General features: G+C 51.1%; 27 protein-coding genes and 2 tRNA genes. 9 read left to right on the forward strand and 20 right to left on the reverse strand.

Annotated features, from left to right (window positions below; translation table 11 throughout):
• Position 1: 1 nt before the first annotated feature.
• From ABYT30_RS05480 to ABYT30_RS05565, 18 genes are all read right to left on the reverse strand, one after another.
• Positions 2–86: transfer RNA gene (locus ABYT30_RS05480), tRNA-Leu, on the reverse strand.
• 185 nt (positions 87–271) lie between these two features.
• Positions 272–1,447 carry an acetyl-CoA C-acyltransferase FadA gene (fadA, locus tag ABYT30_RS05485; RefSeq protein WP_373082814.1) on the reverse strand — a complete coding sequence of 392 codons (1,176 nt, stop codon included), beginning with the start codon at positions 1,445–1,447 and terminating at the stop codon, positions 272–274.
• 18 nt (positions 1,448–1,465) lie between these two features.
• On the reverse strand, positions 1,466–3,613 hold the full coding sequence (gene fadB / locus ABYT30_RS05490; protein ID WP_373082817.1) for a fatty acid oxidation complex subunit alpha FadB: 2,148 nt from the start codon (positions 3,611–3,613) through the stop codon (positions 1,466–1,468).
• Between the two features lie 119 nt (positions 3,614–3,732).
• Complete coding sequence (locus ABYT30_RS05495) at positions 3,733–4,794, reverse strand: beta-N-acetylglucosaminidase domain-containing protein (RefSeq protein WP_373082819.1); 1,062 nt, start codon at positions 4,792–4,794, stop codon at positions 3,733–3,735.
• Between the two features lie 10 nt (positions 4,795–4,804).
• The gene (gene gcvT, locus ABYT30_RS05500; RefSeq protein WP_373095580.1) at positions 4,805–5,923 is read right to left on the reverse strand and encodes a glycine cleavage system aminomethyltransferase GcvT; all 1,119 of its coding nucleotides are present in this window, start codon (positions 5,921–5,923) and stop codon (positions 4,805–4,807) included.
• Between the two features lie 89 nt (positions 5,924–6,012).
• Positions 6,013–6,792, reverse strand: coding sequence for a TatD family hydrolase (locus ABYT30_RS05505; protein WP_373082823.1), 780 nt, complete (start codon positions 6,790–6,792; stop codon positions 6,013–6,015).
• A 65-nt stretch (positions 6,793–6,857) separates the two neighbouring features.
• Complete coding sequence (locus tag ABYT30_RS05510; RefSeq protein WP_373095581.1) at positions 6,858–7,208, reverse strand: PilZ domain-containing protein; 351 nt, start codon at positions 7,206–7,208, stop codon at positions 6,858–6,860.
• A gap of 66 nt (positions 7,209–7,274) precedes the next feature.
• Positions 7,275–8,264: a DNA polymerase III subunit delta' gene (locus ABYT30_RS05515; RefSeq protein WP_373095583.1), complete on the reverse strand. Its 990-nt coding sequence runs from the start codon at positions 8,262–8,264 to the stop codon at positions 7,275–7,277.
• Positions 8,257–8,913, reverse strand: coding sequence for a dTMP kinase (tmk, locus tag ABYT30_RS05520; RefSeq protein WP_373082830.1), 657 nt, complete (start codon positions 8,911–8,913; stop codon positions 8,257–8,259). Before tmk ends, ABYT30_RS05515 begins: the two co-directional genes overlap by 8 nt.
• Positions 8,914–9,969 carry an endolytic transglycosylase MltG gene (gene mltG, locus ABYT30_RS05525; RefSeq protein WP_373082831.1) on the reverse strand — a complete coding sequence of 352 codons (1,056 nt, stop codon included), beginning with the start codon at positions 9,967–9,969 and terminating at the stop codon, positions 8,914–8,916.
• Positions 9,962–10,801 carry an aminodeoxychorismate lyase gene (gene pabC, locus ABYT30_RS05530; RefSeq protein WP_373095585.1) on the reverse strand — a complete coding sequence of 280 codons (840 nt, stop codon included), beginning with the start codon at positions 10,799–10,801 and terminating at the stop codon, positions 9,962–9,964. Before pabC ends, mltG begins: the two co-directional genes overlap by 8 nt.
• On the reverse strand, positions 10,798–12,042 hold the full coding sequence (gene fabF / locus ABYT30_RS05535; protein WP_373095587.1) for a beta-ketoacyl-ACP synthase II: 1,245 nt from the start codon (positions 12,040–12,042) through the stop codon (positions 10,798–10,800). Before fabF ends, pabC begins: the two co-directional genes overlap by 4 nt.
• Positions 12,043–12,176: 134 nt before the next feature.
• Positions 12,177–12,413 carry an acyl carrier protein gene (acpP, locus tag ABYT30_RS05540; RefSeq protein WP_008250062.1) on the reverse strand — a complete coding sequence of 79 codons (237 nt, stop codon included), beginning with the start codon at positions 12,411–12,413 and terminating at the stop codon, positions 12,177–12,179.
• A gap of 210 nt (positions 12,414–12,623) precedes the next feature.
• Positions 12,624–13,361, reverse strand: coding sequence for a 3-oxoacyl-ACP reductase FabG (fabG, locus tag ABYT30_RS05545; protein ID WP_373095589.1), 738 nt, complete (start codon positions 13,359–13,361; stop codon positions 12,624–12,626).
• A 25-nt stretch (positions 13,362–13,386) separates the two neighbouring features.
• Positions 13,387–14,331 carry an ACP S-malonyltransferase gene (fabD, locus tag ABYT30_RS05550; protein ID WP_373084398.1) on the reverse strand — a complete coding sequence of 315 codons (945 nt, stop codon included), beginning with the start codon at positions 14,329–14,331 and terminating at the stop codon, positions 13,387–13,389.
• A gap of 15 nt (positions 14,332–14,346) precedes the next feature.
• Positions 14,347–15,366, reverse strand: coding sequence for a phosphate acyltransferase PlsX (gene plsX, locus ABYT30_RS05555; RefSeq protein WP_373095591.1), 1,020 nt, complete (start codon positions 15,364–15,366; stop codon positions 14,347–14,349).
• An 8-nt stretch (positions 15,367–15,374) separates the two neighbouring features.
• Positions 15,375–15,554 (reverse strand): 50S ribosomal protein L32, encoded by a 180-nt coding sequence (gene rpmF, locus ABYT30_RS05560; RefSeq protein ID WP_008250024.1) that lies wholly within the window; start codon positions 15,552–15,554, stop codon positions 15,375–15,377.
• A gap of 26 nt (positions 15,555–15,580) precedes the next feature.
• Complete coding sequence (locus ABYT30_RS05565; protein ID WP_373083215.1) at positions 15,581–16,114, reverse strand: YceD family protein; 534 nt, start codon at positions 16,112–16,114, stop codon at positions 15,581–15,583.
• Positions 16,115–16,275: 161 nt separating this feature from the next.
• Between ABYT30_RS05565 and ABYT30_RS05570 the strand changes: the two genes are divergently transcribed.
• Positions 16,276–16,875 carry a nucleoside triphosphate pyrophosphatase gene (locus tag ABYT30_RS05570; protein ID WP_373095592.1) on the forward strand — a complete coding sequence of 200 codons (600 nt, stop codon included), beginning with the start codon at positions 16,276–16,278 and terminating at the stop codon, positions 16,873–16,875.
• 6 nt (positions 16,876–16,881) lie between these two features.
• Here the strand turns inward: ABYT30_RS05570 and ABYT30_RS05575 are convergent, their stop codons facing one another.
• Positions 16,882–17,529 (reverse strand): HAD family hydrolase, encoded by a 648-nt coding sequence (locus ABYT30_RS05575; RefSeq protein ID WP_373095594.1) that lies wholly within the window; start codon positions 17,527–17,529, stop codon positions 16,882–16,884.
• Complete coding sequence (gene rluC / locus ABYT30_RS05580) at positions 17,529–18,482, reverse strand: 23S rRNA pseudouridine(955/2504/2580) synthase RluC (protein WP_373083219.1); 954 nt, start codon at positions 18,480–18,482, stop codon at positions 17,529–17,531. The genes ABYT30_RS05575 and rluC overlap by 1 nt, the downstream gene beginning before the upstream one ends.
• 530 nt (positions 18,483–19,012) lie before the next feature.
• On the opposite strand from rluC, the gene rne reads away from it, so the two are divergent.
• From rne to ABYT30_RS05620, 8 genes are all read left to right on the forward strand, one after another.
• On the forward strand, positions 19,013–21,841 hold the full coding sequence (gene rne / locus ABYT30_RS05585; protein ID WP_373095596.1) for a ribonuclease E: 2,829 nt from the start codon (positions 19,013–19,015) through the stop codon (positions 21,839–21,841).
• A 152-nt stretch (positions 21,842–21,993) separates the two neighbouring features.
• A tRNA-Ser gene (locus tag ABYT30_RS05590) sits at positions 21,994–22,083 on the forward strand.
• 204 nt (positions 22,084–22,287) lie between these two features.
• Positions 22,288–23,514, forward strand: a complete 1,227-nt coding sequence (locus ABYT30_RS05595; protein WP_373084304.1) for an EAL and HDOD domain-containing protein — start codon at positions 22,288–22,290, stop codon at positions 23,512–23,514.
• A 90-nt stretch (positions 23,515–23,604) separates the two neighbouring features.
• Entirely contained in the window at positions 23,605–24,276 is a 672-nt protein-coding gene (locus ABYT30_RS05600) for a Bax inhibitor-1/YccA family protein (protein WP_373084301.1), read from the forward strand.
• Between the two features lie 42 nt (positions 24,277–24,318).
• Complete coding sequence (gene tusD / locus ABYT30_RS05605; RefSeq protein WP_373095598.1) at positions 24,319–24,726, forward strand: sulfurtransferase complex subunit TusD; 408 nt, start codon at positions 24,319–24,321, stop codon at positions 24,724–24,726.
• The gene (gene tusC, locus ABYT30_RS05610) at positions 24,723–25,076 is read left to right on the forward strand and encodes a sulfurtransferase complex subunit TusC (protein WP_373095600.1); all 354 of its coding nucleotides are present in this window, start codon (positions 24,723–24,725) and stop codon (positions 25,074–25,076) included. Before tusD ends, tusC begins: the two co-directional genes overlap by 4 nt.
• Positions 25,077–25,340: a sulfurtransferase complex subunit TusB gene (gene tusB / locus ABYT30_RS05615; protein WP_373095602.1), complete on the forward strand. Its 264-nt coding sequence runs from the start codon at positions 25,077–25,079 to the stop codon at positions 25,338–25,340.
• Between the two features lies 1 nt (position 25,341).
• On the forward strand, positions 25,342–25,589 hold a 248-nt coding region (locus ABYT30_RS05620), incomplete at its 3' end, for a TusE/DsrC/DsvC family sulfur relay protein (protein WP_373095604.1).

A 25,589-nucleotide genomic window follows, 5' to 3' on the forward strand; every position in this document is an offset into this window, starting at 1 on the left:
ATGGTGCGGATGGAGAGACTCGAACTCTCACGCCTTGCGGCACCAGAACCTAAATCTGGCGTGTATACCAATTTCACCACATCCGCACACCCGTAAACCGACTTAAGGTATTGAATTATCTCGGTTTACAAACAAAATCGCTGGACCTCAGTCCCGCGAGGAACGAGATTGTGCCACAGCCCATGATCGTGATCAAGCGAAGCTGCAGCACAATTTCAGAACATCCTTAATAAATCACTTTTTTATGACTTAGAATGTTCTCGAACAGAGCTTAAACGCGCTCAATTATCGTACTAATACCCTGTCCCATACCAATACACATCGTAGCCAAACCTACTGAGGTGTCACGCTGCTCCATAACATTCAGCAAGGTGGTTACAATCCGGGTACCTGAGCAGCCGAATGGGTGACCCAAAGCGATTGCACCGCCATTGAGATTGACCTTGTCATCCATTTTATCCAGTAACCCTAAATCCTTGAGTACCGGCAAGGATTGCGCAGCAAAGGCCTCATTCAGCTCCACGGTCTGAATATCATCCATTGTCAAGCCGGCACGCTTCAAGGCTTTATGGGTCGACGGAACTGGGCCGTAGCCCATGATAGACGGATCAACACCCGCGACAGCCATGGCGGTTATTTTGGCTCGGGGCGTTAAGCCCAAGTCCATTGCTCGCTGCCCAGACATAACGATCATCGCTGAGGCGCCATCGGCAATCTGGGAGCTAGTACCTGCAGTTACGGTACCGTTGCGAGGGTCGAATGCTGGACGCAGCTGCGCCAAACTCTCAAGCGTAGTTTCTGGGCGCACCGTGGTGTCGGCCTTGACCAATATTTTGCGACCATCTTCACCATGACCTTCCATCGCAATGATTTCGCCATCAAAACGGCCGTGAGCCTGGGCATCAGCGGCACGCAGGTGCGAGCGCAGGCCGAAAGCGTCCTGCTGCTCGCGAGTGATACCGTGCATCATACCTAACGCTTCAGCAGTCATACCCATCATACCTGCTGCGCGCGCAACATACTTGCTGGCCTGAGGGTTGGGGTCAACGCCGTGACTCATGGCTAAGTGACCCATGTGCTCAACGCCGCCTACCATAAAGGTGTCACCACAGCCGCTCATTATTGAGGTGGCCGCGGTGTGCAGCGCTGACATTGACGAACCACATAGGCGGCTCACGGTCTGCCCGGCAACTTCATGAGGAAGCTTGGTAAGCACTGAGATCATTCGCGCTATATTCCAGCCTTGCTCATTAGTCTGGTTTACACAACCCCAGATCACATCTTCAAAACTTGCTGGGTCAACGCCAGGATTGCGCGCCAAGAGCGCATCAATCAGGGCTGCTGACAAATTTTCAGCACGTACATTGCGAAATACACCGTTTTTCGAGCGCGCCATTGGCGTACGGGCGCAATCGACGATTACCACATCATTTGCTTTAAAAGTCATTACTGTTTCTCCGCCCGATTATTTAAAGAAAGTTTCGCCATTTGCTGCCATTGCCCGCAGGCTAGCAGTTGGCTGGTACAAGGGACCGAGATCCGCGTAGCGGTCAGCCATTTCACAGAAAGCTTTGGCACCCATCTGATCGATATAGCGCAGCGCACCGCCGCGGAAAACAGGGAAACCAATACCCATCACTAGGCCCATGTCAGCGTCCGCTGGGTCACGCAAGATCCCCTCGTCGATGCAGCGTACAGTTTCGATACACATCGGTATCATCATCCGCGCTTGGATATCATCATCGCTCAGCTCGGTACTGGCTTGCTTCGCTTTCGCCGCCATTTCTAAAGCAGTGTCGTCTTCGCACTTCTTAGGCTTGCCCTTCTTGTCTTCTTCGTAACGATAGAAGCCAAGACCGTTTTTCTGGCCGTATCGCTTAGCCTCAAACATCATTTGGGAAATGCCCGTAAAGTCGTGACGCATGCGATCCGGGAAGCCGTCCGCCATTACTTCAGCGGCGTGATAGCCAGTATCGATACCGACCACGTCCATTAGGTAGGCAGGCCCCATTGGCATGCCGAAACCTTCCATCACCTTGTCAACTTTGCGGAAATCGGCGCCGTCGCGAACCAGCATGTCGAAGCCAGCAAAGTATGGAAACAGCACGCGGTTTACATAAAAGCCAGGGCAATCATTAACAACGATAGGAGTCTTACCCATTTGCAGTGCGTATTTAACCACCTTAGCAATAGTTGATTCGCTGGTTTTTTCGCCGCGAATCACTTCAACCAAAGGCATTGCATGTACTGGATTAAAGAAGTGCATACCACAGAAATTCTCTGGTCTTTCAAGGGCTTCTGCGAGGTGTGTAATGGAGATTGTAGAAGTATTCGATGCTAAAACCGCATCATTGCGAATATGCTTCTCAGTCTCTGCCAGAACGGCGCGCTTAACTTTCGGGTTTTCAACTACCGCCTCGACAATGACATCTGCCTTGTCAAAACCGTCGTAGCTCAGAGACGGACGAATGCTGTTTAACACAGCCGACATTTTATCGGCGGTCATACGGCCACGAGACACTCGCTTAGCCAGCAATTTACCCGCTTCTTTCATGCCTAGCTCAATACCGGCTTCGGCAATATCTTTCATCAGGATCGGTGTGCCTTTGTAAGCCGACTGGTAGGCAATACCACCACCCATAATACCTGCACCTAAAACAGCTGCCTGCTTAACGTCGCCACCAGACTTGGCAAAGCCGCGTGCAGCCTTACTTACGGCCTGCTCACTCAAGAATAAGCCAATTAATGCGGCAGACTGCGGCGTGCGTACCAGCTTAACGAAATGATCTACCTCAACGTCAATCGCTTCTGCACGGCTAAGACCAGCATTGCGCTCCATTGATTTTGCTGCTGTTAGCGGAGCTGGCATATGGCGACCAGCCTGCTGAGCAACCATGGCTTTACCCGTAGTGAAAGACATCATGCGCTCGATGTCATTTAATTTGACGGGCGTGGTCTTCTCTACTCGGCGAGCCTTATAATCAAACTCACCAGCGATAGTATTTTTAAGCAGCTCCAGCGACGCGTCTTTTAACACTTCAGGCGCCACTACCGCGTCAACACCGCCATCCTTTAATGCGGCGTCAGGCTTTTGCTGATTACCTGTTGCTACCCATAACATGGCATTGTCACAACCAATGACCCGAGGCAAACGTACCGTGCCACCAAAACCAGGGTTTATACCCAACTTCACTTCTGGCAAACCAACGACTGCTGTCGTTGACATAACGCGGAAATCGCAGGCCAAACACATTTCAAAGCCGCCGCCCAAAGCAACACCGTTAATGGCAACGACGGTTGGCACAGGCAGATCTTCGAATGCGTTAAATATTTCATTCGCTTTTAACGCCCAGTCGCGCAGGTCTGCGTCTGGGAGCTTGAACAATTCAGAAAACTCAGTGATGTCAGCCCCAACAATAAAAACCGACTTGCCACTGGTGACTAATACACCTTTCAGGCCTGCTTCGGCAGCAAGCGCTACAGTGGCCTCGCCCAGCTCCTCTAAAGTCAGACGGTTGAATTTATTCACTGAATCGCCTTCAAGGTCGAAACAGAGCTCTGCAATCCCATCTTCTAGGTATTTTGCAGTTAACGCCTTGCCTTGATATATCATCGTTGTTCCTCAAATTGAGTTTGTGCGGGGGCATTTATGACACACCCCATGTTTTCTATGTAAACATCGCGCGCTAAAACTACCTTATTCACAAAAACTTGGCAAGCAGCAGCCAGTATTTAATCGGTTAAACACGCAGGATCGAAACGATAAGCTTCATTTAACCAGTCACAAACTTCGCTCGCTACCGGATGGCACACGCTGCTGTAGTCGTTAATACAGCGCTGCTTTAGGTCATCAGCCATTCCATCCAAACCGGTATACTGAAATAACAACCGATCCCGCTCTATGAGACGATTAAGCTCAAGGGGCAACCCCCTCAGTATTGCGGCCTGAGTCCTCTCCGGCGAGTAATCCGCCTTGCTAGTATAGACCTCAGACAAGCTTGGCAAGACCAAGGACGACAAATGATATTGATTCATGGGATTGACCATATGCCCAGCGCACCACGCTGACAATTCCCAGGGCCGCCCCGTAAACGGCGCTAAATGAAGGAAGCGGCTGGTTTTTCGGCCATCATTTACCGGATAGTTGTCCCATAACAAAGGCTTGCGACCGAGCAGCTCAGTTGCGCGAGCCATGTCCTCTTCAGTATAGGCCTCACTGATCACTCGGTTTCCTGTCCACAGCAAATCAATATCGCTATCTAAGCCGGAATTGAGGTCGGCAAAATAATTAGCCGGACAGGCACCAAAAAGCTGCTCCAGAATAGGGTCAAAACTGTAGTAACTTGGGCAGACCGCAAGTTTCACTTGGGGCAGTAAAGCCCGAATGTCGCGGGTGACTGCCAATTGATTTTTGGCAAGATGAGGATTACCGGCGGGAAGGTCGTCAAAGAGCACCCACAATACATCAGGTTTTAGCTCGGCAATTGCGCTGACTTTACGCGCCAATTTATCCTTGTCTGCCGCGCTATAACTTCCCTGCAAACCGGCAGGCGACAAGCCAAGCCCCCACGAAATACCGGCGCGACGACACTGCTCACCCAGCTTTAAAAGATTATCACGGTGACTGGCGCTAAAATCCTGCTGCCAGTGGCTACGTAAACTAACATCTGCCTTCGGCGCATAGATATAACTGCTGTAGCGCCATTGGCGAAGTAATTCAGGCAAGGCAAAGCGTTGAGGCCAAGTCCACTGCCGACCATAAAAGCCTTCAATTATTCCTGGCGAAAATGTCATCGCTACGCCTTTATCCTCGGTAATAACGCTGTTCAACAAAGGGCGCCGTTCGCACGGTCAAAGGTAGAAGCTTGCCTCTAACGCTAGCAAACAGCGCATCACCTTGGGCGAGTGCCGCGGTGCTAACATAAGCCATAACAAGTGGCCGGCCAATGCTGGGGCCAAAACCGCCGCTGCACACCCGGCCAAGCATCGCACCCTGGGCACTGACAATTTCTACCCCTTCCCTAACCGGCGCTCGACCTTCCACGTCCAGCAACACACGCTTCTCGATGGTGCCCGCCGCTATTTCCTGAGTAATAACTTCAGCCCCGGGGTAATTCCCAGCTCGCACCTGACCAGGACGACGCACTTTAGATATCGCCCACAGGAGATTCGCGGTAACTGGTGAAGTACTTTCATCCATATCGTGCCCATAGAGACACAGACCCGCCTCTAAGCGCAGCGAATCCCGCGCGCCTAGACCGATAAATTCCACCTCATCTTGTGCCAAGACTAAACGTGCTAGCTGCTCAGCATCAGCACCGGCAACGGAAATTTCAAAACCGTCTTCGCCGGTGTAGCCCGAGCAGCTCAGCCAGCAATCGATACCGCCGACTGTGCACGACCGAGTATCCATAAACACCATATTCGCTGCTTCTGGGGCTAAACGGGTCATTACCTGCCGCGCCGCTGGCCCTTGTAGCGCCAACAAACCCTGATCACTCAACATTTCCATGCTGATGGATTCCGGTAAATTCTGCCGCAGCCAGGCGTAATCTTGGTCTTTACAGGCCGCATTCACCACCAACATAAAACTGTCACCACAATTGGCGAACATCAAATCGTCGCGTATACCGCCCTGCTCATTTGTCAGCAAACCATAGCGTTGCCGATCAACCGCTAAGCCCACCACATCTTGAGGCATCAGGGCTTCAAGAGCTTGAGCAATGTTTTCGCCGCGTAAGCGAATTTGCCCCATATGAGATACATCAAACAAACCCGCAGCATTACGAACTTGTAGGTGCTCTTTCATGACACCAAGTGGGTATTGCACTGGCATATCGTAGCCTGCGAAAGGCACCATTTTGGCACCAAGCTCGCGGTGAAGGGCATTCAAAGGGGTGATTTTCAATTGTTCAGCGGTCATTCACATCTCCGGGCGAATCATATAGCGCGCATAATGAATGAATCCAACACGCGAGCTTACAAAAGATAATACGGTAAAATAATTCTGGGCTACGGGCGGCCCAAGGAAAACAGTTGATCAAAGTTTGCCGTTGTTTGCTGGGCAACCTCGTCATACGACAAGCCTTTTAATTCGGCAACACACTTGGCAACTTCGACAACGTATTTGGGCTCATTTTTTTTACCGCGGTACGGCACCGGCGCTAGGTACGGCGAATCTGTCTCAACTAACAGCCGCGACATCGGCACTCTGCGCACAACATCGCGCAACTCCGCTGCATTTTTAAAGGTGATAATGCCAGAGAATGAGATGTAGTAGCCCATATCCAATGCGGCTTCGGCCATTTCCCAAGATTCAGTAAAACAGTGCAAAACGCCACCGACGTCTGCTGAGCCGTGCTCCGCGATAAGCTTCAAGGTATCGGCGCGGGCTTCCCGAGTATGAACAATAGTGGGTTTACCGCAACTTGCCGAAACTTGCAGATGCTGAGCAAAGCTTTGCTGCTGATCTGCTTTACGCTCAGCACTGTAATAATAATCCAAGCCTGTCTCACCAATAGCGACAACTTTCGGATGCTCAGCGAGCTCCAGCAACGTCTGCTTGGAACAAACCTCGTCGGCAATGTCGAGGGGATGAATGCCTACTGAGGCGAATATATTGGGAAATTTATCCGCAATAGCGACAACAGCTGGCGCATTATTTAAGTCGATACCGATGCACAACATCCGTTCAACCCCGCGGTCAACCGCGGCCGCAACGGCTGCATCGAGACTTCCTTCATAAGGGGTGAGGTCGATACGATCGAGATGACAATGGCTGTCTACAAGCATGAAATTCTCGTTTGGATTTTTTGATAAGATGTCGTGTTTGGACAATGCGGGCACAAAGCCCGACTTTACATGGTATGCGTGGGCTTATCCGATTCCATAATGCCGGCGAGATAGGACTCAATTTTTTTATTGGCAATACCGTCGCCGCCAACAAACTGTACACCAACACCTGCAGCGCGGTTGCTTTGCGCCCCACGCGGCGTAATCCACACCACTTTGCCTGCTATCGGTAGTTTTTCTGGTTCATCCATTAGGGTCAGCAGCATAAAAACCTCGTCGCCGACCTTATAAGGTTTCGTAGTCGGCACAAAAAGGCCACCATCTCTAATAAATGGCATATACGCCGCATACAAAACGGCCTTATCACGAATCGTCAGTGACAAAATACCGTTACGTGCACCCTGCGCACCACTCATATACCTAACTCCACCGCACAGATAAGAAGCTTACTGATCATCAATGATTGCATCATAGCAATATGTTCAGGATACCGCACGATTTTGGCACAATTGCGTCCATTCTAAGAACAAACTCTCCAATATCAACCGCTTATTTAAAGCCACACCTCGGCTAAAACTGGCTCGAAGCTTTAAAGCGCGCTCTAAACCCTGAATTACACTTACCGACGGTACCGCCTTAAAGCGCTGCCAGCTTTCCGCGGTCAGGACCTGATCGGCCAGTTGGTGGCGAGACAGCGATAATAGTCGCGCAACCCACCAATCCAACACCTGTAAAATATCCGCATCAAGCATTTCTTCAGCAAACTGTAGAGGGCTGCGCTGTCCGTCTACCAAGGCAATTAGGCCTTTATCAAAGCGCTCCCGACTCGCTAGACCATCCTCTTCAAATACCTGCCGAGCCGCCAAGGGTCGGCCGCCGGTCTCTGCCAGCAGTCGCTGCGCGGTGCTCTGATCGCCAACATAGTCCCGAAGCCACGACTCTGTCATTTCTGGCCGAGGAATACCAAAACTTAATTGCAGACAGCGGGAGCGGATTGTCGGTAGCAATTGGCTGCTACTGTGGCTCACCAATATCAATAAGGTGCCACTGGCCGGCTCCTCAAGTGTTTTTAACAAAGCATTAGCCGTATTCGCGTTCATCGCTTCCGCAGGGTGGATTAGCACGAGTTTCCTTCCCCCGTTGCGATGCGCATGCTGGGCAGAGAAATGCTGCAAGCTGCGCACTTGATCCACGCCAATCTGACGTTTTCCTTCTTCTGGGCAAATTTCTTTAAAATCTGGGTGCGCAGCTTCACCTTGAAAATGGCAGCTACGACACTGCCCGCAGGCCGCCAAATCACCCGGCGATTCACAAAGCAAATAAGAAACCAAGGCTTTGGCAAAGCGTAATTTACCGATGGCACTTGGCCCTGCAAGCAGTAAGGCATGCGGTAGACGTTCGGCACTAATCAAGCGCTGTAGGTCTTGCCACTGCGTCATCTGCCAAGCATAGGCATGCTGCGGCTCAGACATCTGCAGCCGCCTGATACACCGCAATTTGTTGCGCCATTGCTGACGCGATATCCCGCTGCACCATTACAAGCTCAGCGCTGGCATCAATAAGTTTAAATCGAGCGGGCTCGGCAGCTACACGGGCCAAGTAGCCCGCCCTTACTTTTTCAAAAAACGAGTGTTTTTCCTGCTCAAAACGATCGAGCTCACCTCTTGCACCGGCTCTAGCCATGCCAATATCAACAGGCGCGTCCAATAGCACAGTGCAATCAGGCCGTAATTCCCCCTGCACCATCGTCTCTAAAGTCGCAATTAGTTCAGTTGAGAGACCGCGACCAAAACCTTGGTAAGCAAAGGTGGCATCGGTAAAGCGATCGCATAACACCCACTCGCCGCGGGCCAGGGCGGGCTGAATTAATTGATTGATGTGTTGTGCTCGCGCGGCAAACACCAATAATAATTCAGTAAGCTCACTCATTGGCTCTTCGCGAGGCACAACCAAGACATTGCGGATTTCTTCCGCTAACGGTGTACCGCCGGGCTCCCGGCTCACGACATGCGGGATACCCGCCGACACGAGGAGTTGCCGAATAAAATCCATATTCGTTGACTTACCGACACCTTCGGTACCTTCAACTGTAATAAATCGCCCTTTGGCAGGCTGGGTCATTTAATTCTCCCGAACCGGTGGCGACGAGCGATAATCCGCACGGCGCTTTTGCACTTGATAGCGTTTCACTGCGGCTTCATGCTCTTTTAAGGTGACCGAAAAATAATGTGTACCATCGCCTTTCGCAACAAAAAACACGGCATCGCCAGGCGCTGGGTGCAGGGCTGCGTGAATTGCCTCTCGGCCCGCTAGCGCAATCGGACTTGGTGGCAAACCATTTTGACGATAAGTGTTATAGGTATTGCTGTCATCACGCAAATGAGACCCACGCAGATTACCTTTATAGCTCTCCCCCAAACCGTAGATAACAGTGGGATCGGTTTGCAGGCGCATTCCCGTTTGTAGTCGGCGCACAAACACCCCGGCTATTTCAGCGCGCTCCTCCGCGACACCTGTTTCTTTCTCAATAATTGAGGCCATAATCAGCGCCTCATATGCATTGGCATAAGGTAAGTTTTCGTCTCGAGCTTCCCACTCATCGGCAAGCACCCGCTGCATACGCTGGTAAGCGCGAATCAAAATAAGGCTCGCTTTATCTCCGCGATAGTAGTCGTAAGTGTCGGGAAAAAATAAACCCTCCGGCTCTAAGGCCATTGGCTCTTCAATGTTCAGTTGCTCCCAAAGCTCTGCATTTTGGCTGAGTGCTTCTTTCTCTAACAAGTCCTGAGTATCTAGATAACGCAGCAACTGCGCAAAAGTCCACCCCTCAACAAGTGTCAATTGGTGACGAACCACATCGCCAAGACGCATCATTGCCAAGCTTTCGGCAAGGGTCATGCCCTCTTCGAAGCGGTACTCCCCAGCTTTGATCTCGGTGACCTGAGAATTTAGGCGGCCATACACTTTTAAAATAAAGGGTTTTGCAATCCAGCCACGCTCAGCCAACAGGTCGACCATACTTGTATACGCCGTACCCTGCGGCAGCACAAATACCTCGGTACTTTCAAGCAGGGGTAAGGGTTTACTGAGGTAAGCATTGAGGTACCAGGCGGCCGCCAACACCGTAAGAATAAGCGGAAATATAAGTGCCAAGGCGGCCCTAACGATTTTAAGCATAGAAATGTGACTCAAACTCCCGTTGCAATTGCCCGGACACCGGTCCAATGCCTTTATGCATGCATTCTATTTTGGTTACGGGCCAAATACCGATAACACTATTGCAAATAAACACTTCGTCGGCGCTGCGTAGTGCAGACATTTCCAGTGGCGCGACTTTTGTTTTTAAGCCTAATCTAGCCGCAACATTAAGGATTTGCTGGCGCATAATGCCGTTGACGCCACAATCATTCAAGGCCGGGGTATGCAAACACCCCGCCGTTACAATAAATACATTGCTACGGGTAGCTTCAATAATTCGCCCCGCATCATCTAGCACTAAGCCTTCAATAAAGCCGCGACGCTGCATCTCACCGGCCGCCAGCACCTGCTCTAAGCGATTAAGATGCTTTATGCCAGCCAGAGCAGTTTGACGGGCCAGCCTTGTCTGACATACGCCGATAGCCACGCCTTGCTGCCAATACGTTGCCGAGTTTGACGTGCCCGCAGGGGACAAACTCACTATTCGCACCGATTTCGCCGCCAGCGGACTGTATCCACGAGCGACCGCCCCGCGAGTGACAACGATCTTTAAAATAACATTTTCTGGCCCCACGCCAAGCAAAAGGCGCGAACACTCGAATGCTAATAAATCGATATCGCAGGGAATTTGCAGGCGTCGCGCACCTGAGGCTAAACGCTGAAGGTGCTCAGCTAACCAAAGCGGCTCACCAGCACGCACCAATACCGTTTCAAACAGCCCATCACCATAGGCTAAACCGCGATTATCGATGTCTACGCTGCAGGCTCGCTGACCATTAACCAAGGTTCGCGACGCGACAACCGCGTTCAATGGCTTACTTGGCCAAATAATAAGCTGCCATTCGTGCCACCAAACCCAAAGGAGTTTGATAAGACCTTTTTTATACTCCTCTGCTGAGCAATATGTGGCACATAATTTAAATTGCAGCCCTCGCCTACCTCGTCGAGGTTAATCGTTGGTGGCGCAACTTGATCGCGTAGCGCCAATATTGAAAATATTGCCTCAACCGCACCTGATGCACCTAACAAATGACCGACCATGGATTTTGTTGAGCTCACCGCAATTTTGTCTGCAGATGAACCTAGCAAGGCTTCAATTGCGCGACTTTCTGCAATATCCCCGGCGGGAGTAGACGTACCGTGGGCATTGATATAATCTATTTGATCAGCGTTTACGCCCGCATCATCTAAAGCGTTTTGCATTGCTGCTCGCGCACCGCGGCCATCATCTGGCGGTGAGGTCATGTGGAAGGCATCGCAACTCATGCCGAAACCTAATAATTCGGCGTGTATGTGCGCCCCCCTGCGCTTGGCAAACTCATACTCTTCGAGAACCAGCATACCGGCGCCATCGCCGAGCACAAAACCATCACGATTTTTATCCCAAGGCCGACTGGCATGTTCAGGGTCGTCGTTACGCGTGGACATAGCCCGTGCGGCGGCAAAAGCGCCAAGCCCTACCGGGGTGGTAGCCATTTCAGCGCCGCCGGCAAGCATTGCATCGGCATCGCCATAGGCAATCATCCGTGCCGCCATACCAATATTGTGAGTGCCCGTTGTGCAAGCTGTTGCGATGGCAATGCTCGGCCCTTGCAAATTGTGCTTTATAGAAAGCACACCGGCGATCATATTAATAATCGCTCCAGGTACAGTAAACGGCGATATCTTACGCGGCCCACCGCTATTTAAAATTTGTCGGCTATTTTCAATTAAGCCGATGCCACCGATACCCGAGCCTATGGCCGTACCAATACGATGAGCGTTGCTTTCATTTACTTCGATACCGGAATCTTGGAGAGCCTGTTCAGCGGCCGCAACACCATAGTGGATAAAAGGGTCGAAGCGCTTGGCTTCTTTGGCCGACATATAGTCGTTAATATCGAAATTTTTTATGGCGCCCCCTATTCTGGTGGCAAACTCACTCACATCAAAACGCTCTATTGCGCCAATGCCACTCTTCCCTGCGAGAATATTTCGCCATGTTTCAGCAACTGAATTTCCAAGTGGGCTTATGATCCCCATCCCGGTGACGACAACTCTTCTCTTATCCATAATAACCTCCCGACTCCAAGCACGCGCTTTATACGTTCTATTTTAGATGCGGATGCCTCATATGTTCAGACATAAAAAAAGCCGTTCTACATTACATAGAGACGGCTTTTTAAACGGCCAGGCCGTTATATTACTTACTGAAGATTGGCTTTGATGTAATCGATAGCCAGTCTAACAGTGGTAATTTTCTCAGCTTCTTCATCAGGAATCTCTGTTTCGAATTCCTCTTCCAGAGCCATTACCAGCTCAACCGTGTCCAGAGAATCTGCGCCGAGGTCTTCTACGAATGATGCAGACTCTGACACATCTTCTTCTTTAACACCCAGTTGCTCTGCAACAATCTTCTTGACGCGCTCTTCAATGCTACTCATGGTCGTTGGTGACTCCTAATTGATATTAAAATTTTGGGCCTGCTTCCCAGTAACCATGAACTTGGCTACTAGCCGAAAGCATGACCACCGAAACTGTGTTTCATATCGCCAGCACTTCGGCGCTCATTCTACCGCGACTGATGCCGCTTGTGCATAGCAAAATATGAAAAATTCACGTTCAGAAGAAAAAAATCCTTCTCGAACATATGTTTACGCCATATACATGCCGCCATTCACATGGATAGTTTCACCAGTTACGTAGCCTGCGACATCACTAACCAAGAAAGCCACTACCCCGGCAATTTCTTCTGGACTACCGAGCCGCTGCAAGGGGATTTGAGACTTCAATGCCTCGCGCTGATCATCGCCGAGCTTTTTCGTCATATCGGTATCGATAAATCCTGGTGCCACGCCATTTACGGTGATGCCTCGTGACCCAATTTCCCGCGCCAAAGCGCGAGTGAAGCCATCCATACCTGCTTTGGCCGCAGCGTAATTGGTTTGCCCGGCATTGCCCATGGCGCCAACCACGGAGCTGATATTAATAATGCGACCCCAGCGAGCCTTGGTCATGCCTCGCAAACAGGCTTTGCTTAAGCGATAAAGCGAATTGAGATTGGTATCGATAACGTCGTACCACTCGTCATCCTTCATACGCAACATTAAATTATCTTTGGTAATACCCGCATTGTTTACGAGCACCGCTGGTGCGCCAAATTGCTCGGTAATCGCCTTTAAAGTCGCATCAACAGACTCGGTATTAGACACATTCATCATCATGCCAACGCCGCTGATACCACTCTCCTGAAAATGAGCCGTAATTGCCTCTGCACCACCTTCAGTTGTCGCCGTACCGACAACCTGATAACCCAATTTGCCAATCGCAATTGCGATTGCCTGGCCTATGCCACGGCTCGCACCGGTGACTAATGCAACTTTTGTAGTCATATTCCCACTCCAAAATATAATTTATTTATTGAGCAACAGCTTCCAATGCTGCCGCCAGTGTTTCTGGTGAATCGATATTCAAACAACTTAGCGATTTTTCAATACGCTTATTCAAGCCGCTCAAGACCTTGCCTGGGCCTGCTTCAATCGTCGCAGTGATACCCGCCGCAGTCATTGTTTCAACACAAGACACCCACTTTACTGCACTGTAAATCTGTTCTACCAACAGCGCTTTTATAGCAAGAGGATCACGCTCGGTTTGGCCGTGGACGTTGTGCACTACGGGAATTGTAGGCGACTGCAAGCTCAGTACTGCTAAAGCCTCGGCCAACTTCTCGCCAGCGGGCTGCATTAAAGAGGTATGGAAAGGTGCGCTTACTGGAAGCGGCAGTGCCCGCTTGGCACCAGCCGCTTTTAGCAACTCAATTGCTTTATCGACACCAGCAACCTTCCCCGCAATCACAACCTGGCCCGGAGAATTAAAATTCACTGCCTCAACCACACCCGCTGCGGAAGCTTGCTGGCAAATTTCAATGATTTGCGCATCATCCAGACCCAGCACGGCCGCCATAGCGCCCTCACCTACCGGCACTGCTGTTTGCATAAATTGGCCGCGCGCCCGAACTAATTTCACCGCGTCGGCAAAATCGAGCGATCCAGCACAGACCAGCGCCGAGAATTCGCCTAGGCTATGACCAGCCATTAACGCCGGTTGCAAACCACCCTGCTCACACCACAAGCGCCACACCGCTACACTGGCGGTCAACAACACCGGCTGCGTGGTTTCAGTGAGATTCAGCTGGGCTTGATCGCCATTTTGGACCAAGTCCCACATATCGTAGCCTAAGGCCGCTGAAGCCTCGGCAAAAGTCGCCTTTACGGTAGGAAAAGCCGCGCCAAGCTCGGCTAGCATACCGACTTTTTGGGAGCCCTGACCGGGAAAAACCAAGGCAAGTTGCTGGGTATTCATTCCATTAATCCTTAATCAGTGGGGTTTATACGATGTTATTTCTAATTGTTTCTCAATTTGAGCCTGCAAATCATGATCCACAGCCCTAGCCGCCTGCCTTATTGCCGATTGAAAGCCAGCAGTACCCGAACTACCGTGACTCTTGACCACTACGCCATTAAGTCCTAGGAGAGCCGCGCCATTGTACCGATCGGGGTTAATATCGCGCTGAAATGCATTAATAAGCGGGCGCGCCAATAAGCCAACCAGCATACCGTAGAAGGTCTTTTTAAAGCGGGCCCGCAATTCATTGGCAATAAAGCTCGCCGTGCCCTCGCAAACTTTTAAGGCGACGTTACCAGCAAAGCCGTCGCAGACTACAACGTCTACATCGGCAGAAAATATGTCGCCACCTTCCACAAAACCGATATAGTTAAGGCCCGTATCCGACGCTAAAAGCTCAGCCGCGTCGCGAACTTCTGTAGTGCCTTTGGTTAGCTCTGAGCCAACATTCAACAGGCCAATACGAGGCATTTCACTGCCGCCAAGCACTCGACACAAGGCAGAGCCCATTTGCGCAAACTGATGCAATTGTTCCGCATTGCACTCAACATTGGCACCTAGGTCCAACACATAAGTATGGCCATTCTGTGCCGGAACCGGCGCACAAATGGCCGGTCGCTTTATACCCGGCAACCGCTCCAGAACAACGCAACTCATCGCAACGAGCGCGCCAGTATTACCGGCACTCACCACTGCAGACACGGCGCCGTCGCGAAGCAATTCGAGGGCCTGATACATAGAAGATTTTTTTTTGCTGCGCAGGGTGCGACTTGGCTGATCATCCATCGCCACGATATCTGGGGCATGGTGGATAGCTAGACGCTGAGGATCATATTTTTCACTGGCGAGTGCCAGTAGAATGGAGGGCTCGTCGCCGACCAGAAGGATGTGAAGGGCTGAATTATGGTTCAGCGCATATACAGTGGCAGGAATAGAAGAGCGAAGACCGTGGTCTCCGCTCATTGCATCAACGGCTAGTCGCAGCGATGCCACGCAAATACTTAGTCGTCTTTACCAGCAACAACTTTGCGACCACGGAAAAAACCATCCGCAGTGATATTGTGACGGAGATGCTTCTCACCGCTGGTCTGATCCACAGACAAAGTTGGACCAGTCAATGCGTCATGCGAACGACGCTGACCCCGACGTGAACGTGTCACTTTACTTTTTTGAACAGCCATGGCCTAAAAATTCCTCATAATAGAGATTAATCGCGGGGCTTCAACTGCCCCAAAATAGCAAACGGCGTATCGCCTTCCTCAACATCGCTTTCAACTTTAGCTGGCTCAGGTTCTGATTCCAGCTCAAATACTTTGCATACAGTATCATCGTGATAGCTAACGAAAGGAGTATTTATGATTAGCTCATCCTGCAGCAAATCGGCTAAAACCAAATCTTCGTCTTCGCCTAAAATCAAAGGATCCAATGATTTCGGCAGCGCTTTGGCTTGCTCCTCTGTCCACACAATGGCTAAATTAAATTCAGCCTCAATGCATATAGGCATTGGCTCCATACAGCGTTGACACAAAACCTCAACCTGACTGACCGCCGTACCTTCTATACACTTAAACCCCTGCTCACTTCGAAAAAAGCGCAAGTCTACATCTACTGAACCACTAGTATTAGCGAGTCCGGCAGTAAACCGACTGAGTTCAGCAACTTGTTTGGTGGCGTGAATTTCCATGCCGCCGGCAACAAATTTCCGAGCATCAACGAACTTAGGTAGGGGCTGTCTTTGCATAGGCGCGCAATAATAGGGACTTCCCCCTGTATTGTCAAAGCAAAAACATCGTTTGCAAGCCCTAAACACGGGCTAATTAAGGACTTTTACCCCTAAGCTGGAGAGCCGGGTCGCGAAAAGCTAATATTGCCTCCCCGCAAGCTAAGAGTGAATCGTCAGGTATGCCTAAGTTTACACCCACCGCACTACCACTTATTTTGGCCTCAAGCTCAAGCTACCGGCGGACATTGCTGACGACAATTGGCTTACACCCCACCTGCCAAGCGCCCAACATCGACGAATCCGCGCTTCCCAGCGAAGACGCCGCAACATTGGCGAAGCGACTCAGTGTCGCAAAAGCACTGGCAGTCGCCAAACACTTCCCGGCAGCACTTATAATAGCCAGCGACCAAAGCGCAGAACTCGACGGCCAGATACTCGGCAAGCCCGGAACAATCGAAAAAGCCAAACAACAACTAGCTTATTGCTCTGGTCGAGATGTTGTGTTCCATACCGGGCTTTGTTTACTTAACAGCCAAACTGGTCACCAACATATCGCCATTGAGCGGGTTACAGCCGGTTTCCGCAAATTAAGCACACAGGAGATTGAGCGTTACACCAATCGTGAGCCAGCCCTTGATTGCGCAGGCAGCTTTAAGGTCGAAGGGCTAGGTATCAGCCTATTTCGCCACGTCCGCAGCGACGACCCCAACACGCTGATTGGCCTGCCGCTGATTCGACTTATTGAATTTTTAAGCAAAGAAAACTACCCGGTTTTATGATCGCCACTAGGAATCTAGACTTGCAACTAACGGCAGCAGCTCGGCAAACCTGTCGATCACGGCCAAAGGCTGCCAGTTTTTTAGGCGGTCCACGCTGTGCGCGCCATACGAAACGCCTACGCTAGGCATAGCAATTCTACTGGCCATCTCAAGATCATATTCAGTATCCCCCACCATCAATGCCGCGTCCGGCGCGTAGCCCCGTTCTGCGCATAACTCTGCTAGCATTAAAGGATCTGGCTTTGATGCTGTTTCATCAGCACATCGACTGGCGCTAAATAATGGGCTTATCGTTAGATCCGCAAAAACTCGGTCTAGGCCTCGACGACTTTTGCCCGTCGCTACGCACAGGTCGTGCCCGGCGGCCTTTAGCGCAAGCAAGCTTTCTTCAACGCCTGCAAACATCTGACAAGGTTTGCGATCTGCCTGTATAAAGCTGCGCACATAGGCGGCGCGAAGATCCTCAATCTCACCAGCACTTAAAGCCGGATATAAAGAAGCAATCGCGATACTTAGTTCCAAACCGATAATATTACGAATATCTTCAGCACCGCGCTCTTCTACGCCGAACTCACGCGCCCCTGCCTGCATGCAGGCAACGATTTTGTCGCTGGAGTCCAAAATGGTGCCATCCCAATCAAATATAATAAGCATTACAGTTCGTTACCTGCGCTTTCTAAGATTTTTTCTAGTTCAGGCGGGAGGGGTGCCACTACCGCTATTCGCTTGCCATCTAAAGTAAACGTCAAGGAGTGGGCGTGCAAAAACAAGCGCTTCAAACCCAGCTTACGAAAATGCGCATCCGCCTCATCATCGCCGTATTTGTCGTCCCCAAGAATTGGGTAGCCGGCATACTGACAGTGAACCCGAATCTGGTGAGTCCGACCGGTAATTGGCCGCGCCTCTATAAGGCTTGCACCAGCAACACGGCGCAGCAGAGTATATTCGGTGACTGACTTTTTTCCTTCCAGCTCCACCCTCACTATGCGCTCCCCTGACGACAGGACATTTTTTTGCAGCGGCGCGTTTACTTGCTGTTTACGGGCTGGCCATTTACCGCCAACGAGAGCCAAATAGCGCTTATCGACGCCTTTGCGGGCCTTTAATAGCTCATGCAACTGTTTTAGCACGCTGCGCTTTTTGGCGACCATCACGCAACCCGAGGTATCCCGGTCAAGACGATGCACCAACTCTAGATGGCGCTGCTCCGGATACATTTGCCGCAATGCCTCAATTAAACCTAAGGAAATGCCACTGCCACCATGAACAGCTAAACCGGAAGGCTTGTTAATAACAATTAAACCCGCATCTTCGTAAAGGATAGCTGAACGCAGCCCAGCATCTAAACCCACAGAGACAGCAGCCTCCGCTCGCACCGCCACCCGAACCGGTGGCACCCGTACCACGTCCCCGGCCTGCAACTTGTAATCCGGTTTCGCCCGAGCTTTATTTACGCGCACCTCACCACGACGCAAAAGGTTATAAATCCGTGACTTAGGCACACCTTTTAATTCTCTCATCAAGAAATTATCGATGCGCTGACCGACATAATCAGCCTCGACCGCCACCAAACGAACCGCTGGATTGATGACACTTTCTGATTCCACGTACGCTCCTGTAACTCATTGAGTTAGTTATTGAATACTGATATAGTCGCCCGGTAGCAACCGGGTCCGGTTCCCACCACAGCAGGGCTGTGACGAGAGGGAAGACCGCCGGCTAATACTAGGGCAAAGATTGCGACACATTCGCATAGCCTTATTTACATAAGTGAATAGCAGTGTACCGGCGGGCATTCTACCGTAGTGTCGGTACATTAAATAATAGTGCTGCCGATATTTGTTAGCACCGCAAGTGCGATAGAACTCTGAGAAAGCGACGTACAGAACGTTACCAATACTGGCGCTCAAATTAGCGCCCAACAGTAATAGATGAAAGACGCCCAGCGCAGACGGCCTCAGGGCCAGACTAAGCGAACTGGAATATAACGGCCAGGCAACCCGGCCCCACTGATGTACAGGTGCACGCGACAATAAATCAGCCGCCTCACCAGCTAATATAGCCTACATCAGAACGCTTAAAGATGCTCAATCGCATGAGCGGCCCGACAAATCCCGGCTTTTGGGATTTTTAGCTCATGAAAAGAATGCTTATTAACGCGACTCAGCCAGAAGAGTTGCGCGTTGCCCTCGTCGATGGCCAACGATTGTTTGATCTGGATATTGAGAACCGCACCCGCGTACAAAAGAAAGCCAACGTCTACAAAGGCACCATTACCCGCGTAGAGCCCAGCCTTGAAGCCGCTTTTGTTGACTTCGGTGCCGAGCGTCACGGCTTCTTACCCCTCAAAGAAATTTCAAAAGAATACTTCTATCGCAATCCTGCCGACGCAAGTGGCGGTCGCGCCAAGATCAAAGATCTTGTAAAGGAAGGCACTCAGGTCATTGTTCAGGTAGAAAAAGAAGAGCGCGGCAACAAAGGCGCCGCCCTCACCACTTTTATCAGCCTCGCGGGCCGCTACATGGTCCTAATGCCTAACAACCCCAGAGCTGGCGGCATTTCGCGCCGCATCGAAGGCGATGAGCGCAGCGAATTACGCGACGCCTTAAATGCAATCAATATTCCAGACGCGATGGGCGTAATTGTCCGCACCGCAGGCGTGGGCCGCAGTTCAGAGGAATTGCAGTGGGACTTGGATTACCTGTTACATTTGTGGTCAGCGATTAAACAAGCCTCAGAAGAGCGCAAAGCGCCAATTCTGATTCTTCAAGAAAGCAACGTTATTATTCGCGCTATTCGCGACTATCTTCGCGACGATATCGATCAAGTTTTAATCGACTCGGAAGAATCCTATAACGAAGCCATGCATTTCGTTGAACAGGTCATGCCGCACTTTAAGAGCAAAATTCGTCTCTATAAAGATCAGGTACCCCTATTCAACCGCTATCAAATTGAAAGCCAGATTGAATCGGCTTTCCAGCGTGAAGTACAACTGCCCTCCGGTGGCTCGATTGTTATCGATCCCACAGAAGCATTGGTTTCTATCGACATTAACTCGGCACGCGCGACCAAGGGCGGCGACATTGAAGAAACCGCCCTGCAAACCAATTTAGAAGCAGCCGATGAAATTGCTCGCCAGCTGCGCCTGCGCGATATCGGTGGCTTAATTGTTGTCGACTTTATCGACATGCTTGCTGCCAAAAATCAGCGTGAAGTTGAGAATCGCGTTCGCGACGCCATGGAGCCAGATCGCGCGCGTATTCAGATTGGACGAATCTCTCGTTTCGGCTTACTAGAAATGTCACGCCAGCGCCTGCGCCCATCACTGGGTGAAACCAGCGCCAAAGTTTGCCCGCGATGCAGTGGCCAAGGCACCATCCGCGACACCAATTCATTGGCACTGTCGATTCTTCGCTTAGTTGAAGAGGAAGCTAATAAAGAGAAAAGCGCCGAAATTCGCGCCATTGTTCCGGTTAACGTCGCATCTTACCTGCTTAACGAAAAGCGCACTGCAATATACGATATAGAGCAGCGCAGCGGTGTGCGAGTGATGGTTATCCCCACTCCTGCACTAGATACCCCTCACTTTGAGGTAGTTCGCCTGCGCGAAAGCGACCTCGGCGACGAGCAGGAGATTAGCTACAAAATCGTAGCCGATCTAGAAGCCGAAAAAGAAATCTCTGACGAAGTTGTCTCGACCCCAGCACCCGCTGCTGCAGTCGTTCGCACCCTCGCCCCCAAGGCGCCGGCACCCGCAGCTGCCGAAACCGCCCCGGCCAAAGCCAAAACTCCTGCGGCCGCAGCAGTGACAGCCGAAGGCTTTTTCAGCAAGTTGGGCAAGAGCCTTAGCGGGTTATTTAAAGCGGCAGAGCCGGAGCCGGAGCCCGAACCAGCGCCAGCACCAAAACGCCGTAACGAAGGTAATCGCAATAGCAATCAGCGCCAGGGAAATCGCAACAATCGTGGCGGTCGCAATCGCCGCAATCCCGATCAGCGCCAAGCCCGAGACGATAACCGAGTCACTGACAATCGGAGTAACCGGTCCGAGAACGAAACAGCGAAAGTAGAAGCGCCGGTGGAGGCTGTCGCAGCGGCGGCTAGCACTGAGAATGAAGGTCAAACACGGCCCAAGCGCAGACCAGGCAACCGCCGCCCACGAAATCAGCAGGAACGCCGTCGTACGCCCGCGCCAAGCGATGACTCGGCGGTAGTTACTGACAAACAAGCCGGTAGTAGCACTGCAGACGCAATCGCGCCTACGCCTGCACCTGCAGACAAAGTCCCAGCGAAAGCAGCGCAAGAAACCAAGGCGGCAAGCCCTGCCCCTGCAGCCAAAAAACCGACGGCCGAGGAAAGCGAATTTACGCCAATTACACCAACCACCACAGCCAGCTTTGCGTCTGAACCGAGCGAGCCCTCGATAGCAGAGCCCATTCCAAGCCCTACCGTCGCTGATGAGAATCCCGCACCGAGCAAGACTGAAGCAGACACAGCGCCAGAGGTCATTGCGGAGACACCTGCCGCAGAGACCGCTGCGAAAGCGCCGGTAGCAGTAGAAGCAAGCGCAGAGACAAAGGATATTCCTGAGACTGCTCCTGAGCCAGCACCGGTACAACCTGTGGCTACCGAAATCGCGACTCCGGAAGTCCCCGTGGAAGTGACCGCAAGTCCCGAAGCACCTGCGGCGACGACTTCGGCCCCAGCGCCAATCAAGCCTGCGGCAGAAAAAGTGCCTGTGCCGGCGGCAAAACCAGCTACCAAGGCTCCGACTAGCGAAGTAGTTGCAAGCAAAGCAAGACCAATTGGCCGTGCTGGGAATGACCCACGAATCGCACCGAAACCAGTGCAAAACCTAGAAATCGTCACGGCTCAGCCAATGGCACCGGCGCTCGACCCAAGTATTATTGCCCAACCGAGCCCTAATCGGCCCACTATGCCGCGCGCTGCAAACGACCCGCGCAACTAAGTAAAGCCGATTAAATCACAAGCCCGGCTAAGTGCTGGGCTTTTTTTTGGCTAAATTTCGAGCAAACCCAAGTACATCAAACTGATTTATAAGTCTTTTTCTTAATACTGCTTGTTTCGCCTAACAAGCTATGTATAATTCGCAACTGCTGCGGAGGGGTGGCAGAGTGGTCGATTGCACCGGTCTTGAAAACCGGCGTTGGTTCATCCCAACCCAGGGTTCAAATCCCTGCCCCTCCGCCACTTTTATACCCTGCATGAATCAAACCCTCTCAGCACACCCCAATTATCTCTGCACGCTCTATCGGTTAATTATCCGTGTTCGCTCGCAATGCTCACATTAAGCACTATGCTATATTCAAAGGGTTTAGTAGGGATTTCATTTTCTTTACCCCACCTGTGAATGCGCAATGCTGAGAAGCTGTATCGCGAGTATGAGAATTAATAATGACCGACACCAGCACGCCCCTAATGGCGCGCCAGCCCATTTTAGATCGGCGCGGCAAAACCGTCGCCTATGAACTACTCTGCCGCTCAGTCGACGTAGACTCATTAAAATTACAGTGCGATAACGGTACAATGGCCACCGGTGAGGTCTTAATGGGCGCCTTCCATGATCTCGGCATCGACACCATCACCAACGGGCTACCAGCGTTTGTTAATCTCACCGAATCTTGGCTCAGCAACCCTCCCGCCGTTCAAGCCCATAAACTCGTCTGCGAAGTCTTAGAATACATACCAGCCACGCCAGCCAATATTGAGGCCGTTCAGCATTTGCGTGGTCAGGGCTTTAAAGTCGCCTTAGACGATTACACTGGCGACCCTGCACAAAGTAAATGGCTACCGTATGTCGATATAGTCAAAGTCGACATAAGCGACTTGGTGGTCGGCCACAGCTCTGCCTCGCTTTATCAGCAATACAAACGAGACAATTTAGTCTGGTTAGCAGAAAAAGTAGAGACCATCGACGAATTTGAACGCTGTAAAGGCGAAGGTTACAGTCTATTCCAAGGCTTCTTCTTTAGTCGCCCATCCCCTTTATTTGGCACTCGCAATAATGACAGTCAATTTGCCGTAATGCGCTTATTGAAAACCCTGAACAACAGCGAAAACACCATGCTGGATATCAGTAATGCGATTCAAAGTGACCCACAGCTTAGCTATCGCATACTACAATTCATGAACTCAGCCAGCGTAGCTACCGTCAAGGAGATAACCTCGGTGCATCACGCAACGACTATGGCCGGGGTGAACCGAATCAAGTCCTGGGCCAATATGCTTGCGCTAGGCCGCCTAGACAATAAGCCTCGCGCCTTGCTAGAACAGGCCCTTTCACGCGCTTATTTATGTCAAATGCTTGCCCTGCGCCAACCCGACGTCGATCAACACACTGCGTATACTACCGGTATGTTCTCACTGCTAGATGCCTTTATCGATTTACCCCTCGACGAGGTTTGCAAGAAACTCGAATTATCAGTAGCCATGACGGACGCCCTTCTCAATCACGAAGGTCGCTATGGGCAGATGCTCCACCTCGCCATTATCATTAGCAAAGGTAATTGGGCGCAAATCAGTACATTACCTAAGGGGGTAACTTTAAGTGACCTTGCCGAGATTCAAAGCAAGGCGTTTACTGAGGTCAGTCACCAGCTCATGCTTTCTGGATTAAGCTAATTTAAAGTGTGCTACTCAAGCTTGCAGTCATTACACCCCTCACAGTATGATTGGCGAAGGTTTAACCCTTCTTTTACTACGGAGTCACCCATGCAAGACAAATCGGTCTTTCAGACAGGCGCGCACACTCAGCCCGTTCTCGAAACCAATAAGGTACTGCGCAATACTTATATGCTGCTCGGCATGACCCTAGTGACGAGCGCACTCTGCGCGGGCTTGGCAATGGCCATGAATATTGGTCACATCACGGGCTTAGTCTTAATGGTGCTGGGCTTTGTTATGCTGTTCGTCGTTAATAAAACGGCGGACTCAAGCAAAGGTATTATTGCAATATTTGTATTTACCGGTTTATTAGGCGCAGCACTTGGCCCAATGCTAAAAATGTACCTCGCCCTGCCCAATGGCGGAGAGTTGGTAATGCAGGCGCTTGGCGGGACCGCACTGGTGTTCTTTGGCCTTTCTGCCTACGTCCTCACTACGCGCAAAGATTTCTCCTTTCTAGGTGGATTTTTGATGATCGGCCTATTGGTGATGGTCGTTGCCAGCGTAGCTAATCTATTTTTCCAGGTACCTGCCGCGTCCTTAGCTATTTCTGCCGCAGCAGTATTTATTATGTCTGGTTTGATCTTGTTTGATACCAGCAGAATAATCCACGGTGGCGAAACTAATTATATTCGTGCAACCGTCGCGCTTTACTTGGATATTTACAATTTATTTGTTCACCTGCTGCATTTGCTTGGTGTTTTCGGTAGCGATGATTGATCACCACTCTTCGTCTGAACGCCTAATAAAACTGAGGCTTTTATGAGCCTCAGTTTTGCCCTACTCGTCAGCGGGCAACCCTGCACCGACCAATCCAGCTTAACAGCACTCCGCTTCTGCAAAGCCGCGCTCGATAACGGTCATCAGATTTACCGTGTTTTCTTCTTTAACGATGGCGTGCACTGCGCGAATCGCTATATTACGCCTCCGCAAGATGAGATTGCGGTGCCAAAGCAATGGGCGTCATTACAGAAAAGTTTTAATTTAGATTTAGTGGTATGTATTTCCAGCGCCCTACGGCGTGGCATCGTCGATGCCAAAGAGGCTAGCCGCTACGAGCTAGACGGCCATAATCTAGCAGACGGATTTTCCATAGGCGGACTTGGTCAATGGGTCGACGCCTGCGTTAATGCCGACCGCGTTATTCGCTTTGGCGGCGGTGCCCAGTGACGTTCCTCTATTTATTTACTCGAGCCCCCTATGGCCACAGCATTGCCCGCGAAGCCCTCGATATGGCCTTAGCCACAGCAGCCTTCGATCAAGTGGTCAGCTTAGTTTTTGCCCAAGATGCGATCTATCAATTACTCGACAAACAAAATAGCGGCAACACGGAAAAAAAGGCACATATCGGAGTAATCAATGCCCTGCCCCTATATGAAATCGAGCACGTTTATTACCTCAGCGACGACTGCAGTAGTAGAAATATATCGCCAACAAGCTTAGTGCCCCACGCCAAAGCCCTCTCAGCCACAGAACTAGCTGATTTAATGCGCAGCGCCGATCGAATACAGAGTTTTTAGGTGAGCCTACATATACTAAACAGCGCGAGCAGCCTAAGTCGATGCCTTTTCAGCCTGAGCGATGGTGATGCCATCATTCTTATCGAAGATGCCGTAGTGCTGGCCGCAACTCAAATTACACTCCAGCACCATGACATTAGCATTTGCGCATTGTGCGACGATTTGGATCTCAGGGGAATACGTCCTGTCTCAGCGGTAACGCCGATCGACTACTCAGGCTTTGTTGCCCTCTGCGCCCAACACCATCACTGCTTGAGCTGGTGAGATGGCCTACATAACCGTAAATGGCTGCCGTATCGCCACTGACGCTGATGGCTTTCTGAAAGACCTCAAAGACTGGTCCCCCGCCGTCGCGGATGCGCTTGCCGCAAACGCCGGTATCGAGCTTGCCGACAGCCATTGGCAGCTAATTCAGCTCGTTCAGCGCTATTATCAGCATTTTGGCCTGTCCCCCGCGATGCGGCCCCTGATAAAATACGCCAAACTAGAGCTCGGCGCAGAAAAAGGGAATAG

It is taken from the genome of Zhongshania sp. (assembly GCF_041623545.1).
In the GTDB taxonomy this organism is placed as follows: Bacteria; Pseudomonadota; Gammaproteobacteria; order Pseudomonadales; family Spongiibacteraceae; genus Spongiibacter.

Excerpts from the sequence above, each read along its gene's own strand:
- fadA (WP_373082814.1), bottom strand. The coding sequence starts at position 1,447 with ATGACTTTTAAAGCAAATGATGTGGTAATCGTCGATTGCGCCCGTACG.
- fadB (WP_373082817.1), bottom strand. The coding sequence starts at position 3,613 with ATGATATATCAAGGCAAGGCGTTAACTGCAAAATACCTAGAAGATGGG.
- ABYT30_RS05495 (WP_373082819.1), bottom strand. The coding sequence starts at position 4,794 with ATGACATTTTCGCCAGGAATAATTGAAGGCTTTTATGGTCGGCAGTGG.
- gcvT (WP_373095580.1), bottom strand. The coding sequence starts at position 5,923 with ATGACCGCTGAACAATTGAAAATCACCCCTTTGAATGCCCTTCACCGC.
- ABYT30_RS05505 (WP_373082823.1), bottom strand. The coding sequence starts at position 6,792 with ATGCTTGTAGACAGCCATTGTCATCTCGATCGTATCGACCTCACCCCT.
- ABYT30_RS05510 (WP_373095581.1), bottom strand. The coding sequence starts at position 7,208 with ATGAGTGGTGCGCAGGGTGCACGTAACGGTATTTTGTCACTGACGATT.
- ABYT30_RS05515 (WP_373095583.1), bottom strand. The coding sequence starts at position 8,264 with ATGTCTGAGCCGCAGCATGCCTATGCTTGGCAGATGACGCAGTGGCAA.
- tmk (WP_373082830.1), bottom strand. The coding sequence starts at position 8,913 with ATGACCCAGCCTGCCAAAGGGCGATTTATTACAGTTGAAGGTACCGAA.
- mltG (WP_373082831.1), bottom strand. The coding sequence starts at position 9,969 with ATGCTTAAAATCGTTAGGGCCGCCTTGGCACTTATATTTCCGCTTATT.
- fabF (WP_373095587.1), bottom strand. The coding sequence starts at position 12,042 with ATGGATAAGAGAAGAGTTGTCGTCACCGGGATGGGGATCATAAGCCCA.
- acpP (WP_008250062.1), bottom strand. The coding sequence starts at position 12,413 with ATGAGTAGCATTGAAGAGCGCGTCAAGAAGATTGTTGCAGAGCAACTG.
- fabG (WP_373095589.1), bottom strand. The coding sequence starts at position 13,361 with ATGACTACAAAAGTTGCATTAGTCACCGGTGCGAGCCGTGGCATAGGC.
- fabD (WP_373084398.1), bottom strand. The coding sequence starts at position 14,331 with ATGAATACCCAGCAACTTGCCTTGGTTTTTCCCGGTCAGGGCTCCCAA.
- rpmF (WP_008250024.1), bottom strand. The coding sequence starts at position 15,554 with ATGGCTGTTCAAAAAAGTAAAGTGACACGTTCACGTCGGGGTCAGCGT.
- ABYT30_RS05565 (WP_373083215.1), bottom strand. The coding sequence starts at position 16,114 with ATGCAAAGACAGCCCCTACCTAAGTTCGTTGATGCTCGGAAATTTGTT.
- ABYT30_RS05570 (WP_373095592.1), top strand. The coding sequence starts at position 16,276 with ATGCCTAAGTTTACACCCACCGCACTACCACTTATTTTGGCCTCAAGC.
- ABYT30_RS05575 (WP_373095594.1), bottom strand. The coding sequence starts at position 17,529 with ATGCTTATTATATTTGATTGGGATGGCACCATTTTGGACTCCAGCGAC.
- rne (WP_373095596.1), top strand. The coding sequence starts at position 19,013 with ATGAAAAGAATGCTTATTAACGCGACTCAGCCAGAAGAGTTGCGCGTT.
- ABYT30_RS05595 (WP_373084304.1), top strand. The coding sequence starts at position 22,288 with ATGACCGACACCAGCACGCCCCTAATGGCGCGCCAGCCCATTTTAGAT.
- ABYT30_RS05600 (WP_373084301.1), top strand. The coding sequence starts at position 23,605 with ATGCAAGACAAATCGGTCTTTCAGACAGGCGCGCACACTCAGCCCGTT.
- tusD (WP_373095598.1), top strand. The coding sequence starts at position 24,319 with ATGAGCCTCAGTTTTGCCCTACTCGTCAGCGGGCAACCCTGCACCGAC.